The following is a 13,848-nucleotide window of genomic DNA, read 5'->3' on the forward strand; positions in this document are numbered from 1 at the left end:
CGGCCGGATCCGCGGCGGTGCGCGACAGCTCCGCCAGCGCCTCGGCCCGCCCCGCGGCGTCGCCGGCGTCTCCGAGCGCCGCGGCGAGCCGCCCGAGGAGCCGCGGGCGCCCGTCCTCCGGGGCGATGGCGAGCGCCTCGCGCAGCGCCTCGACGGCGGCGGCCGGATCCCCGAGCCCGTCGTGCAGGACCGCGGCGCGCTGCGCGAGCAGCGCGGCCCGCTCGGGCCCGGAGGCGCGCGCAGCGCGGTCCGCGAGCAGGCCCGCCGCGTCGGTCCAGCGCTCGGCGGCGAGCGCCACACGCGTCAGCGCCGCGAGGGCGGCGCCGTCCTCCGGGGCGAGCTCGAGGGCGCGGCGGAGCTCGCGCGCGGCGTCGTCGAACGCGCCGAGATCTTCCTCGGCGATCGCCGCGGCGCGCAGCCTGAGCGGGCGCTCGTCCTCGGGGTGGCCGGCGAGCTTGCCGGCGGCCCCGACGAGGACCTCGAACAGCTCGCGCTCCGCGCCGACGCCCGCGGCGAGGGCCTCGGCGCGGCGGCGCGCCTCGCCGTGCTGCGGGCACGCGCGGACGGCCGCGAGCGCCGCGGAGAGGGCCCCGCGCGCGTCACCGAGCCGCTCGGCGCGGAGCGCGGAGGCGTCGAGGAGATGGCGGGCGCGCTCGCGGGCGTCGCCCTCGGGCAGCGCGCGCGCGATCCGCTCGAGCGCGGCTGCCTGGCGGGCGACGTCCCCGGCCGCCGCGTACGCCGGCGCGAGCGCCTGCGCGACGCGGAGCGGCTCCACGCCGCGCTCGAGGAGCCGCTCGAGGAGCGCGATCGCGTCGCCCTGCGCGGGGCCGACGCCGCCCGACGAGAGGACGGCGAGCGCGAGCTCCACGGCCTCGGCGTGCCGCCCGAGCGGCTCCGCGAGGAGCTCCGCGCGCGCGATCTCGAGCGCGGCGCGCTCGGCGCCCGACTTCCGCGCCGCGAGCCTGCCGAGGACCGCGGCCCGCTCCTCGGCGGCCGCGGCGGCGGGGAGCGCCTCGAGCGCCGCGTGCAGGCCCCAGAGCGCCGCGTCGTCCTCGCCCGCCTCGAGCGCGTCACGCCACGCCGCGGCGGCGCGCTCCGGCTGGGCAGCGTCCTGCCAGAGCGCGCCCAGCCGCGCCGAGAGCGCGCGCCGCTCCTCGCCGTTCGCCGCGTCGCGGCGCTGCTCGAGCTCGCGCGCGAGCTCGACCTGCTGCCCCGCGCGCGCCATGCAGGCCTCGAGCGCCGCGGAGGCGCCGCGGTCCTCGGGGTCGAGCTCCGCGAGCGCCCGCCAGGCGCCCACCGCCTCCTCGGGCTTGCCGAGGTCCCGGTCGAGGACCTCCGCCACCCGGCGGAGCAGCGTCTTCCGGGCGCGCAGGTCGTCCTGCACCGCCGACGCGGCGGCGCGGTAGGCGCGCACGAGGTCGAGGAAGGCGTCGGCCCGCGCGGCGGCGCCCTCCATCGCCTTGCGCGTCGCGGCCCGCGAAGGATCGAGGGCGAGGGCGCGGGAGAGCGTCCGGAGGGCGTCCTTCGGGCGGCCGAGCCGCTCCTGCTGGACCTCGGCGAGCCGCTCGAGGAGCCGGATCCGCTCGGCCCGGTCGCGCTCCAGGCCCGCGGAGGCCTCGAGCACCTGGGCGAGCGCGGTCCACTCCTCCGCGTCCGCCAGCAGCGGCGCGAGCCCCGCGGCGGCGGGCGCGTGGCCGGGATCGACGCGGAGCGCCGCCTCCAGGTGGCGCCGGGCGCGGGCCGGGTCGTCGAGCCGCTCGCGCGCGAGCTGCGCCGCGCGGACCCGGAGCGGCGCGTGGGCGGCCTTCGGGGGCGCCGCGGCGAGGTGACGCTCGAGCGTCGCGAGCGCCTCCTCGAAGCGGCCGGCGTCGGCGTGGTGCTCGAACGCCTGGAGCGCGGCCGGCTCGCAGGCGGGGTCGAGCGCGAGCGCCTTCCCGAGCGCGACGAGCGCGCTGTCCGCGTCGGCGAAGCGGATGACGTCGACGCGCGCCATCTCGAGGTGCAGCGCGACGAGCGCGGCCCGGTCCCGGGTCTGCGTCGCGAGCCGCGCGAGCGCGTCGGCGTGCGCGCGGTGATCGCCCTTCTCGGCGTGGACGCGGGCGAGGAGGTCGAGCGCGGCCGGGTCGCCCGGCAGGAGCGCCCAGGCGCGGTCGATCCGCTCGAGCGCGCGCTTCACGCCCTCCGGGTCGTAGGCGAGGTGGAGCTGCGCGAGGCGGAGCTGGAGCGTGGCCGCCTCGCGGCGATCGCGCGCCTGCGGGACGCGCTTCTCGAGCGCCCGCGCCTCCTCGCGCCAGGCGCGCGGGAACGCCCGCAGGCGCTCGCGGATCTCCGCCGCGCCGGGCGCGGCGCGGTCGAGCGCGACCGCCTCGATGACCGCGTCGGCCGCGAGGCCGTGCTCGAGCGGCTCGTCGACGAGCCGTGCGGCGAGGAGGGCGTACTCGGCGGCGAGCGCCACCCCGTCCGCGCCGGCCTCCCGGGCCTCGTCGAGGAGCCGCTTCGCCTGCGCGAAGTGGCGGAGCGCGGCGAACGAGGCGACCCCGCGGGCGCGCGCCTCCGCGAGCCCGGGGTCGTGGCGGCAGGCGCGGGCGTACAGGAGCGCGGCGCGATCGCGCCGTCCGAGCCGCTCCTCGTGCAGCGCGCCGAGCCGCAGGGTGAGGCGCGCGGCCCCCGCGGGCTCCCCCGCCCCCGCCGCCCGCAGCCCGACCCGCGCGAGCGCCCGCCCCTCGGGGCGGTCCTCGAGGAGCTGGGTGAGCGCGGCGAGCGCGGCGGGCTCGGCCGGATCGCTCCGGAGGAGCTGCTGGTAGAGCTCCTCCGCCCGGGCCACGTTGCGGAGCTTCGTGCTCGCGAGCGCAGCCGCCTTGGCGAGGAGCGGCGCGCCGGGCTCGGGGACGAGGCGCGCCCTCCCCTCGTACAGCGAGACGAGGTCTTCCCAGCGCGCGGCCTGCTCGTAGAGCGCCTCGAGCGCCTCGAACGCGCCGGGATCGCCGGGCGCGGCCTCCAGCGTCTCGAGATGCGACCGGATCTGCTCGTCCAGGGAGGGTGCGCTCAAGGTGGGTACGCTCGGCGAGAGGAGGGCCCGGGAAAGCGCCGACGGCCCGGAAGTATAGGGCTCGCCTCGCGAGGGGGTCAACGTTCCGACCGCCAGATTTCCCAGCCCTTACGGGCGGTTGCCTACATAGGCGCCGCGATATCGGCCCTCCCAAGGCGGCAACCCCGCGCTCGGCGCCCCGCCCGCCCGCCCGCATTCGCCGGGAGTGGAGGCTCCCGCACGCCTCACGGAGCCGGCGTGTACTGGACGAGCTCCTCGGTCCGCTCGCCCTCCTCGCGCACCTTCCCGACGTTCGGGGCGAGCCAGTAAGTGCGATCGGAGCCCACCTTGTCCAGCCGGACGCGTGCGACCTGCAGGCAGGTGAAGGTGCCCGCCGGCACGGTGACCTGGACGTCCTTCGCGATCACGGTGAACCGGTACGTCTGGTTCTTCTCCGTGAAGGTGCCGTCCGCGTGCTCCTCGTGCTCGAGCACGGTCGCCTCGTACACGGAGCCGACGGGCGCCGAGGCAGAGAGGGTCTTCGGCGCGGACGGCGACCAGGTGGTGGTGCGCACGAGCAGGCCCGCCTTGCGGTCCTCCTCGCGGGCCCTCAGGACGAACCCGTCCTTCTCGACGAGCCAGCCGCGCTCCTCCTGGGTGGGCTCGGTGTCGACGACGAGGACCGCCGACTCGGTGGACCCCGGCACCTGCTGCGGCCCGACGACCTCGACCGTCTTCTCGAACGGCGCGTCGAGCAGCGGGTCGGTGACGCGATAGCTCCAGCGCGCGCCGGTGGCGAGCGGCGCGAGGTTCTTCTCCCCGGGAGGGGCGGGCGGCTGCGGGTCGTTCGTGATGGCGCCTCCGCCGCAGGCGGCGAGCGCGGCGGCGGCGAGGGGGAGCAGGCGGCGGAACATCAGGCGATCTCCTTCGAGGGTGCGGGCGCAGGGGCGGGCCGGATCTCGATCGGCGTCGCCCCGGGATGGCGCGCTTCCGCCTCGGGGGCGGCCGGCGCGTCGGGGACCTTGAACAGATCGAGCCCGGCGAGGAGCACGCACGCGAACGCCGCGCCGGAGAAGGCGAGCGGGAGGCTGCCGTGACCGCACGCCATGCCGAGCCCGATGACGAGGAAGAGCACGGCCGCGTCGCGAGGGTCCTTGAGGCCCGAGCGGAACCGGACGAAGCTCCCGAGGCCGACGAGCCCGAACGCCTTCGCGAGGCTGTTGCCGATGACGATGGTGATGATCGTGGCGGCGACGCAGAGCAGGATCTGCGCCTGCGCCATCTCGGGGCGCGGCGGCGGCCGGCCCATGACGTACCGCCACGGGCGAACCGCGAGCACCGTGCCGATGACGAGCGCGGCGCCGAACCGCGGCGCGAGCTCGCCGACCCTCAGGGCGGCGAGGTCCACGCCTCCCTCCGCGGCAACCGTCGTCAGATCGAACATGCCTCCTCCTCCTGCCGCGCGAGCGCGGCACCGGGCGCGGTGAGGGCGAGCGCCGCGCCCGAGAACGCCGCGTGCGCGTTGCGCAGCACCGGGAGGCTCCCCGGCGCGGTGCGGAGCGCCCGCGCGACGAGCTCGCGCCCCCGCTCGCGGAGCGCGAGCTCGCGGAGCGAGGAGACGGCGGTCGTGGGCCAGAGCTCGACGCCCGCCTCCCGCAGCGCCCACGCGCGCGGGTGATCCATCCCGTCCACCGAGTCGAGCGCCTCCTTCGTCGCCGGCAGCGCGCGCTCGCGCAGCGCCCACGCGTACGGTGCGTCGATCCCGGTGAGCGAGCGCAGCACCCGCTTCGCGGCGTGCTCGAAGAGCCGCTCCCGCAGCTCGCGCGCCACCGGGCCGTCCACCCCCGCCGTGGAGCGCAGCGCCGCCAGCCGGTCGCGGTCGGCGAGCGCGACCCGGAGCGCGTCCGCGCGGGGACCCGCGAGCCCGGCGAGGCTCCGCGCGACCGGGACGAGGAGCTCGCGACGCAGGCCCTCCCCCCGGAGCGCCCACGCGTCGGGATCGTCCACGCCGGCGAGGCCATCGAGGACGCCGGCGATGGCGCCGCGCTCGAGCCCGCGCGCCCGGAGCTCCCACGCCTCCGGCGAGTCGTTCCGGGCGAGCCCGGCGAGCGCCGCCTCGGGCGCGGCGTCGAGCAGGAGCTCGCGCAGCGACATCGCCTCCGCCGAAGGCTCGTCGCCGAGGCTCTCGAGGACGTCGGCCGGAGCCTCCCCGGCGAGCGCGCGCCGGAGCGCGAAGGCGCCGGGGTCCGCGAGGCCGTGGAGGCTCCGCGCGACGAGGCGGGGGGCGCGAGGGGCGAGCGACACGCGCAGCGCGTGCTCCGCGGCCCCGGGGATGCCGGCGAGGAGGAACGCGGCGAGGTGCGGCTCCGCCGCTGCGAGCGCGGCGACCGCCGCCCGGAACCGCACGGCGACCTGCTCGGGCGAGGCCTCGGCCTCGACCGCGGAGGCGCGGGCGCTCCCCGGTCCCCGGCGCGCCGGGGGGACGAACGCGGTCCGTGGCGCCACGCGCGAGAGGATCGCGCCCGCGACCTCGTCGGCGAGCGCAGCGAGCGGGCGGCCCTCGTTCGACGTCACGATCCAGCGCGCCGGGTCGCGCTCCGCCTCGGCGCGGAGGTGCCGCCGGATGCGCACCTGCAGGCCGGCGCCGGCGAGCCCCTTTCGCGACTCGGCGTCGCCGTCCCGGCCCTCGAGGATCTTCCCGACCCGCTTGCGCAGGCGAGCCAGATCCGGATCGACGTCGACGAGCACGATGAGGTCCGGCCACGTGCCGCCCGCGCCCACGCGCACCGCCGCCTCGACCTCGTCGCGCGGCAGGCCGCGCCCGGCCGCGGCGAGCGCGACGAGCGAGTGGAGGCTGCGGTCGGCGATCACGACCCGGCCGTCCGCGAGGGCGGGCCGCACGATCTCGTCGAGCTGCTGCGTCTCCCGCGCGAGGTTCAGGAAGAGCTCCGTCCGCGCGGACATCTCGAGCAGGCGCGCGTCGCGCGTCAGCTCGCGAACCCGCCGCGCCACGCCGGAGGCGAGCACGCCCTTCTCGCGCGCGTGCAGGACGGGGTGCCCCGCCGCCCGCAGCCGCTCGCAGACCAGGTTCGAGAGGGTGGTCTTGCCGCTCCCGTCGATGCCTTCGAAAGAGACGAACACCCGTCATGCCCCCGTGGAGCGATCGTCGGCGCCTCGCCCGATCGCCGCCGCGAACTTCGAGTAGGTGGTGCCGCGGGCCCGGCCGAGGTGGGCGAGCCACCGCGGCAGTCCCTCCGGCCCGAACTTCAGCTCGACCACGACGCGCGGCTCCGCCCCGTACGCGGGTCCGAGGCCGCCGTTCCAGGGCGGGGCCCCGTCCGAGAAGAGCGACCAGGCCGCGGGGTGGAACGTGAGCCCGTCGTCGACCGTCACCCGCCAGTGCGCCGTCGTCTGATAGACGCGGCGCCGGTACGAGGTCGCGACCACGGGCGCGAGCGCCCCGAACGTGGACGCGAGCGAGCGGGCGATCACCCCGCGGACCTCGGCGCGCTGCAGCCAGATCCGCTCCTTGCTCGTGATCCCGGCCCGCTCCCGCTTCACCTCGAGGACGACGCGCCCGGACTCGCCGCTCCGATCGGGCTCGTACGCCTTGGCGCGAACCTTGACGCAGTCGTCCGGCGACGCGGCGGCGCGCAGCGCGAGCGTCCCCCCCGGCGAGTCGAAGTAGACCGAGACGACGCGGCTCTCCAGCGGCAGGACGTACCGCGCGAGCGCGCCCGCGACCGAGTCCGCCTCGTCCCGGTCGAGCAGGAGCTTCACCTCCCTGCGAAGGTTCGTGATGCCGCTCTCCGCGAGTGGGTGAGTGATCATCGCTTCCTCAGAACCTCGTGGCGATCTGCATCGCCAGCGCGTTCCCGGGCACCTCGTCACCGGGGCGGCGCGCACGCTCTCCCTGCAGCTTCACCTTGAGTCCTTCGGTCCACGCCAGCACCGCCCCTCCGATGGCGGAGTACCCGACCCCCCGGGTCGTCCCGCGCAGCTCGAGCACCTCCGCGCCCGCGACGGGTGTCACCCGCAGCCGCCTCGCCTCCCCGAGCTTGAAGGTCCAGCCGACGAGCGCGGTGCCCGCCGTGAAGGTGCCGGCGTCGAGCTTCCCGCCGAAGCCCTCGACGGTCGCGTCGAGCGGCCCGCGCGAGAGCTGCGCGTACGCGCTCGCGGCCTGACGCACCGGGACGAGCGCGTCGCTCGAGCCCGCGCGGTACGCGGTGACGCCCAGCTCGAAGGGCTTCCAGGGATGCGCCGACGCGCGCGCCGCGAGGTCCTGCGCCTTGTTCTGCCCGCCGAAGGCGCTCCGCTCGCCGACGAACACCCCGCCCACGAGCTCGAGCCGTCCGCTCCAGGGGCGCACCCCGGCGGTCGCGCCGAGGCGGCGACCTCCGAGCTCGTTGTCCTTCACGAGGTACCCGTTCACGAGACCGCGATCGACGAGCGGCAGCTTCCAGCTCGACTCGAGCTGGCGCGCCGAGAACGGCGCCTTGAAGCGCCCGGCCTGGAGGCGCGTCGCGAACGGTCCGTCGAGGCGCGCGAACGCGTCCTTGATGGGCGTCTTCGAGGCGACATCCGCCTCGAGCACCGTGAGCACGCCGGGCAGCCGCGCCTCGACGCTGATGCGGGCGGAGGTCATGTCGAGGCGGCGCGTCCAGTCGTCGCGCTCGTCGGCCGCGACGCCCATGTAGAGGCGCCCGTGCACCTCGACGTCGAGCGGCACCGTGATGCGCGTCCCGCGCGCCGGCTCGGCCGCGGCCGCCGGTGCGGCCGGTGTCTCGGCCGCGGCGGGCGGGGCGGGCGCCGGCGAGCGCGGGCTGCGCGCGAGCGGAACCGGCCTCGCGTGCGCCGGACGCGCGGCGGCGGTGCTCGCAGGCACGACCACCGGATCCGCGGCTGCCTCCCCGCCCTGCGAGGCCTGCTCGCCAGCCTGTCCTCCGGAGGCCTGCTCTACCGCCGGTGCACCTGCCGCCCCGAGCGGCGGGGCCTCCTGGCGCGTCGTCTCCGGCGCGCCCGCATCTGGGGCTGGCTGTGGAGCGGGCTCCTCGGCGTACGCACCGCGGGAGCGCCCCAGGGTGACCGCGAGGGCGACGGCGAGCGTGACGAGGGAGTGACGTGCTGGTTTCACGGCCAGCTCTAGGTGCAACGGGGGTGCCCACCGCTCGACGCCCGGGCATGCAGCCGCGCGGTGCCACGGCGTTCCTCGGAGTGGAAACGCTTTTCCCATCGACTGAACGCGGGCGGCTTTGCCGCCGACGCGCTCGGGGGCATGGATCGCGCCGCTCCTCCTGTTCTCCGGCTCCGGATCGAACCTTCGAACGGGCGGCCCGACGTGGGGCGGCGAGAGGAAGCCTGCTTGCGCATGCTCGCCCGGCTGATCGCCCCCACCACGATCGTGCTGCCGGGCCTCGTGTCGGCCGCCGCCCTCACGCGCGGCCCCTTCCTGCAGCCGGCCTCGGCGCACGCCTCGCTCGCGAGCTGAATACCGACGTGCCGGCGGCCGTACGCGTGGTCCCGGAGCTCGGGGGCGGCGGGACGGTGGTGGGGGAGAGCCCCGGCACGGCGCACCATGGGGTCAGGCTCGACGGCCTGCCCGTCGGGAGCGTCTTCGCCTCCCGCGTCGAGCTCGAGGGGAGGGTCCACGCGACCGGCACCCTCCGCACGCCCGGCGCGACGGACACCGCGGAGGGCCGGGGACGGTCCTCGGACGAGCTGCGACGGCGAGCGTTCGACGACGGTCGGCTGCGTCGACCGCGCGCGCGGAACGACGGTTCGCGACCCGAGCGCGGCCTCCCGCGGCGCCGCCGTGACACCGCGGCCCCGGGGGCGCGCGCGTTGCAGCAGCACGCGAGCATGTGCTCTCGCCTCTCCGTCGCGGCGTGCCTCGCCACCGTGCTCCTCGGCTGCAACGCCGACGCCCCGCCCCTCCCGAAGGTCGATCCGCCTCCCGGAGATCCTCCGACGTGCGGGGACTGCGGCACCCCCGGCACTCCGGCGGACCGTCCTCCCGAGGTCGTCACCTGGCCGGCGCTGCAGGGCAAGGTCGAGCCGCTCGCGATCACCTTCCCGCCCTCGACGGCGGACATCGTCTACCAGCTGTGGAGCAAGGTGTGGGCCCCGGGGCAGCTGTACCTCGGCGGCACCTGGTACGACGTCGAGCTCCGGCAGCGCGGCGACGGCGCGCGCGAGCACCCGAAGCACAGCTGGAAGACGCGCCACCCCACGAGCGGCGAGACCCACGCCGGGGCGCCCGGAACGGGATCGTGGACCACGAGGACGCGCAACTACCTCGCCGAGTACCTCGACGGCGGCTACCTCTCCGACCCGTTCGCCTACGGCCTCCTGCTGGGCGCCGGCGTCCGCTCGCCGCGGTGGCGCTTCATCACCCTCGACGTGAACGGCGAGCACCAGGGCGTCTACGTCGAGGTGCAGGAGGCCGACGACAAGCACTTCCTCCGCGACCACGGGTTCCACGAGGACTCGACGACGTACCGCTGCGGGCTCCGCGACTGCGAGATGAAGCTCTCCCCGCCGGCGTCCTACCAGGGCCAGTGGGAGAAGGAGACGAACGAGACGCAGCCCTGGGACGATCTCTGGACGTTCCTGCGCGAGCTGAACCGGACGCCCGAGCACGAGTTCCCCGCCTGGCTCGAGCAGCACTTCGACGTGGATCGCCTGGTCCGCATGTACGCGGTCGCGATCCTCGTCAGCTGGTCGGGCATCGACGACTCGGGCAGCTACCTCGTCCACGACGCCGCGACGGGCAAGTGGTCGTTCGTGCCGTGGGATCTCAACAACGCGCGGATGGTGTACTGGCGCGGGCTCACGGCGACGGCGACGCCGAACTGGCACGACGCGATCCCCACCTACACGCTGTACGATCCCGCCACCCTGGGGGTCGCGGCCGACAAGTCGCAGCGCTACGGCGTCAGCGCGCATCCGCCGTTCGTGGTGCTGTTCCAGCGGCTCTGGGACGCGCCCGCCCTCCGCAACCGGGTGCTCGACGAGGTCGAGAAGATGCTCGACGGCGTGTTCTCGCCCGCGCAGGCGTTCCCGCGGATCGAGGCGCTCCACGCCCTCATCGCAGAGCCGCTGCAGCGCGATCCGTGGGTGGATCAGGCTCTCGCCGCGGCGTCCGTGCGGTTCCTCGAGGAGTACGTGACGCGCCGCACGGGGTTCCTCCGGGGCGAGATCCCCACCGAGCGGCATCGGGGAGAGGGCGGCCTCGTCGTGAACGCCGTCGGGCCCGGGTTCCTCGAGCTCTACAACCGCGAGGACGCGCCCCGCGATCTCGGCGGCCTCACCCTCACTCCCGATCTCCGCGATCGGCTGCAGGGCCCGCTCCCCTCGGGCACGGTCGTGCCCGCCCACGGGAAGATCACGCTCCCGTTCACCCCCGGCGCGGACGGCGGCGAGGTCGGCGTCTTCGACGCGACCACGCAGCTCCCGCTCGACGCGACCTTCTACGCGCCGCTCGGCGGCAGGACGTACGCGCGGATCCCCGACGGCGCCGAGACGTGGGGGTGGCGGTAGCGGCGCGAGGCGCAGGAGACGGAGCCGGCGCGGGCCACCGCAGCGACGCGCGTCGAGGTGCACCGCATCGGCCGCCTCCGAGGGCTCGAAGAAGACGAGCGCCCAGGCGAGGAGACGCCGCCCGCTCATCCTCGGCGTCGGCCTGCGCAGCAGGCAGACGTCGAAGGACGCAGGCCCGGTGTCACGCGCCGCGCAGGGCCTCGAGCTCCTGCCAGCGCGCGTACAGCCGCTCGACCTCGACCCCCGCCGCGGCGAGCGCGTCGCGCATGCCGCCGACCGCGGCGCCGTCCTTCTGGTAGGTGGCGGGATCCGAGAGCGCCCCCTCGAGCGCGGCCTTCCGCTCCTCGGCCGCGAGGATCGCCGCCTCCATGCCCTCGAGCTCTCGCTGCTCCTTGAACGAGAGCTTCCCCGGCCTGCGGGCGCGCTCGACCTTCGGCGACGCGCGCGGCGCCGGCGACGCCGCCCGGACCTCCGCGCGCGCGGGCGCGGCCTCCGAGCGCGCGGCCGCCTCGGCCTGCCCCTTCAGCGTGCGGTACGTCTCGTAGTTGCCCTCGTAACGGACCGCCCTCCCCTCCCCCTCGAAGGCGAGGATCGCGGTCGCGACCTTGTCGAGGAAGTAGCGGTCGTGCGTGACGAGCAGGACGGCGCCGTCGAAGCCGAGGAGCAGCCGCTCGAGCACGTTGAGCGTGACGAGATCGAGGTCGTTCGTGGGCTCGTCCAGCACGAGGACGTTCGCGCCGGCGAGGAACGCCCGCGCGAGGAGCAGCCGGTTCCGCTCGCCGCCCGAGAGCGCCTTCACCTGCATGCGCTGGACGGTGGGCGGGAAGAGGAGGTCGTCGAGGTAGTCGCGGAGCGCGACGCGGCGGCCCGAGAGCTCGACGAAGTCCTCCCCGCGCGTGCCGTCCCGGCTCCCGCCCGCGGCCTCGTAGACCGTCTGCTCCGGATCGAGGGCCTCGCGCCCCTGGTCGTGGTACGCGACCCGCGTGCGCACGCCGACGACGACGCGGCCGCCGTCGGGCGCCAGCTCGCCGAGCAGGACCCGCAGGAACGTCGTCTTGCCCGCGCCGTTCGGGCCGACGATGCCGATCCGCTCGCCGCGCTGGACCGTGAGGCTCACGCCCGCGAGGACCTGCCGCTCGCCGAAGCGCTTCACGAGGTCGTGACCCTCGAGCACGGTCTGCGAGAGCCGCGGCGTCGCCGCGAGCTGCAGCTCCGGGACGCGCGGCCGATCCGCGCCGCGCTCGGCCATGAGCCTCCGCGCCCGCTCGATGCGCGCCTTCGACTTCGTCCGCCGGGCCTCCACCCCGCGGCGGAGCCAGGCGACCTCCTGCGCGATCCAGCGCTGCCGCTTGTGCTCCGCGAGCGAGCCCTGCTCCTCGGCCACGAGCTTCTGCTCGAGGTAGGCCTCGTAGTTCCCCGGGTAGCTCGTGACGCCGGCCCCCGGCGAGATCTCGACGATGCGGTCGACGAGATCGTCGAGGAAGTAGCGGTCGTGGGTGACGAGGAGCAGCGCGCCCTTCAGCCGATCGATCTCCTCCTCGAGCCAGTCGACGGTGTCGGCGTCGAGGTGGTTCGTCGGCTCGTCGAGGAGGAGGAGGTCGGGATGGGTGAGCAGCGCCCGCGCGAGCGCGACGCGCTTGCGCGTGCCGCCCGAGAGCTCCGCGACCGGCCGATCCCAGTCCTTCACGCCGAGTCGTTCCAGCAGCCGCCGCGCCTCGTGCGCCGTGTCCCATCCGCCGAGCTGGTCGATGCGGTCCGAGAGCTGCGCGAGCTCCGCGAGGAGACGATCGTGCGCCGCGACGTCGTGCTCGGCCGAGAGTCGGGCGGAGAGCGCCGCGTGCGCGTCGATGGCGGCGCGGAGCGGCGCGCGCGCGACCTCGAGCTCGGACGCGACCGTCGCGCCATCGGGAAACGTGGGCTCCTGCGGCAGGTAGGTGACGAGCGCGCCCCGGCGGAGCTGCACCTCGCCGGCGTCCGGCTCCGCCGCCCGCGCGAGCATCCGCATGAGCGACGACTTCCCCGAGCCGTTCACGCCCACGAGCCCGACCCGCTCGCCCTCCTCGATCGTGAGGGAGAGGCCGTCGAAGACGGTGCGGCTGCCGAAGGCGAGCCGGAGCGAAGCGGCGTGGAGGAGCGTCACCGCGACTTCATACCACCGGGCAGGCGGCCTCGCCGGGCGCGGCGATCGAAGGTCCCGCGACCGCCGCCCGAGCTCCTACCCGAGGTACTTGCCGAGGAGCAGCGCGAGCTTCTGCCGGGTCTCCGCGGGGAGCCGCGAGCGGTCGGACCAGATCGCGAGCGCGAGCGCGGACTGGCACGCGCACGGCTTCTCGATCGCCGCGACCTGCGGGATCGCGCGCCGGATGAGCTCGAGCGCGTTCTGCGTCGCCGCCTTCACGTTCCCGAGGATCTCCTCGATGAGCTTCGCCTGGTCGAGCGTGGCCGGGTGCGGCTTCCAGCAGTCGTAGTCGGTGGGGAGCGCGACGGCCGCGTAGCAGAGCTCGGCCTCGCGGGCGAGCTTCGCCTCCGGCATGAGCGTCATCCCGATGAGCGACGCGCCCCAGCTCCGGTGCAGCTCGCTCTCCGCGCGCGTGGAGAACTGCGGCCCCTCCATGCACACGTAGGTGCCGCCCTGGTGGATGCGCGCGGGGAACCCGGTGCCCGCCTTCACGAGGACGTTGCGGAGCGTGTTGCAGAAGGGCGCGGCGAGCTCGACGTGGACGGCGAGGTCGTCGAAGAACGTCCCCGCCCGCCGGAACGTCCGGTCGATCACCTGGTCCGGGATGACGAGGTGCTTCGGCGCGACCTCCTCGCGGAGGCTGCCGCACGCGCCGCTCGCGAGAACGTGAGTCACGCCGAGCGACTTGAGCGCCCAGATGTTGGCGCGGTACGGCACGGCCGACGGACTCCGCATGTGCCCGTCGCCGTGGCGGGACAGGAGCGCCACGGGGACGCCGCTCACCTCGGTGAGCGTGATGGGCCCGGAGGGGCGCCCGAAGGGCGTCTCGACCTCACGCGTCTCGCCGGCGCCGAGCGCCCCGAGCGCCTCGCCGAGCCCCGTACCGCCGATCACCCCGACGACCACTCGAGCCATTCGCGTCCTCCTCGGAGGAGACAGTCTACCCGGAACGGGTAGGAGCCGCGGCGCGCCTCGGCGCCGAAAAAGAAAAAAGCCCGCCGGCGCGAATTGCGCCAGCGGGCCAAAAAAGATGCGGCAGCGACCTACTCTCCCACACCGCTTCCGGTGCAGTACCATCGGCTCTGGTGGGCTTAACTACCGT

At 75.9% G+C, this 13,848-nt stretch carries 9 protein-coding genes and 1 rRNA gene; 1 reads left to right on the top strand and 9 read right to left on the bottom strand.

Annotation, left to right across the window (positions count from 1 at the left end; all coding sequences use genetic code 11):
• The 6 genes from MNY62_RS24015 to MNY62_RS24040 all read right to left on the bottom strand — a co-directional run.
• The coding region (locus MNY62_RS24015) for a tetratricopeptide repeat protein (RefSeq protein WP_408629105.1) at positions 1-3,049 on the bottom strand (3,049 nt) is incomplete at its 3' end.
• 224 nt (positions 3,050-3,273) lie between these two features.
• On the bottom strand, positions 3,274-3,942 hold the full coding sequence (locus MNY62_RS24020) for a hypothetical protein (protein WP_242346866.1): 669 nt from the start codon (positions 3,940-3,942) through the stop codon (positions 3,274-3,276).
• On the bottom strand, positions 3,942-4,472 hold the full coding sequence (locus MNY62_RS24025) for a DUF4956 domain-containing protein (RefSeq protein ID WP_332842515.1): 531 nt from the start codon (positions 4,470-4,472) through the stop codon (positions 3,942-3,944). Before MNY62_RS24025 ends, MNY62_RS24020 begins: the two co-directional genes overlap by 1 nt.
• On the bottom strand, positions 4,460-6,169 hold the full coding sequence (locus MNY62_RS24030; RefSeq protein WP_242346867.1) for a dTMP kinase: 1,710 nt from the start codon (positions 6,167-6,169) through the stop codon (positions 4,460-4,462). Before MNY62_RS24030 ends, MNY62_RS24025 begins: the two co-directional genes overlap by 13 nt.
• 3 nt (positions 6,170-6,172) lie before the next feature.
• A complete protein-coding gene (locus MNY62_RS24035) occupies positions 6,173-6,859 on the bottom strand; it encodes a VTC domain-containing protein (protein ID WP_242346868.1) in 687 nt (228 codons plus the stop codon).
• Between the two features lie 7 nt (positions 6,860-6,866).
• The gene (locus MNY62_RS24040; RefSeq protein WP_242346869.1) at positions 6,867-8,162 is read right to left on the bottom strand and encodes an OprO/OprP family phosphate-selective porin; all 1,296 of its coding nucleotides are present in this window, start codon (positions 8,160-8,162) and stop codon (positions 6,867-6,869) included.
• Between the two features lie 362 nt (positions 8,163-8,524).
• On the opposite strand from MNY62_RS24040, the gene MNY62_RS24045 reads away from it, so the two are divergent.
• A complete protein-coding gene (locus tag MNY62_RS24045; protein ID WP_242346870.1) occupies positions 8,525-10,567 on the top strand; it encodes a CotH kinase family protein in 2,043 nt (680 codons plus the stop codon).
• Positions 10,568-10,748: 181 nt separating this feature from the next.
• Here MNY62_RS24045 and MNY62_RS24050 read toward each other — a convergent pair whose 3' ends face one another.
• The 3 genes from MNY62_RS24050 to rrf form a co-directional block, all read right to left on the bottom strand.
• A complete protein-coding gene (locus MNY62_RS24050) occupies positions 10,749-12,707 on the bottom strand; it encodes an ABC-F family ATP-binding cassette domain-containing protein (RefSeq protein ID WP_242346871.1) in 1,959 nt (652 codons plus the stop codon).
• Positions 12,708-12,782: 75 nt separating this feature from the next.
• Positions 12,783-13,661 carry an S-methyl-5'-thioadenosine phosphorylase gene (gene mtnP, locus MNY62_RS24055; protein WP_242346872.1) on the bottom strand — a complete coding sequence of 293 codons (879 nt, stop codon included), beginning with the start codon at positions 13,659-13,661 and terminating at the stop codon, positions 12,783-12,785.
• Positions 13,662-13,776: 115 nt separating this feature from the next.
• A 5S ribosomal RNA gene (rrf, locus tag MNY62_RS25780) occupies positions 13,777-13,848 on the bottom strand; the annotation flags it as partial.

Source organism: Anaeromyxobacter terrae, from assembly GCF_022690685.1.
In the GTDB taxonomy this organism is placed as follows: Bacteria; Myxococcota; Myxococcia; order Myxococcales; family Anaeromyxobacteraceae; genus Anaeromyxobacter; species Anaeromyxobacter terrae.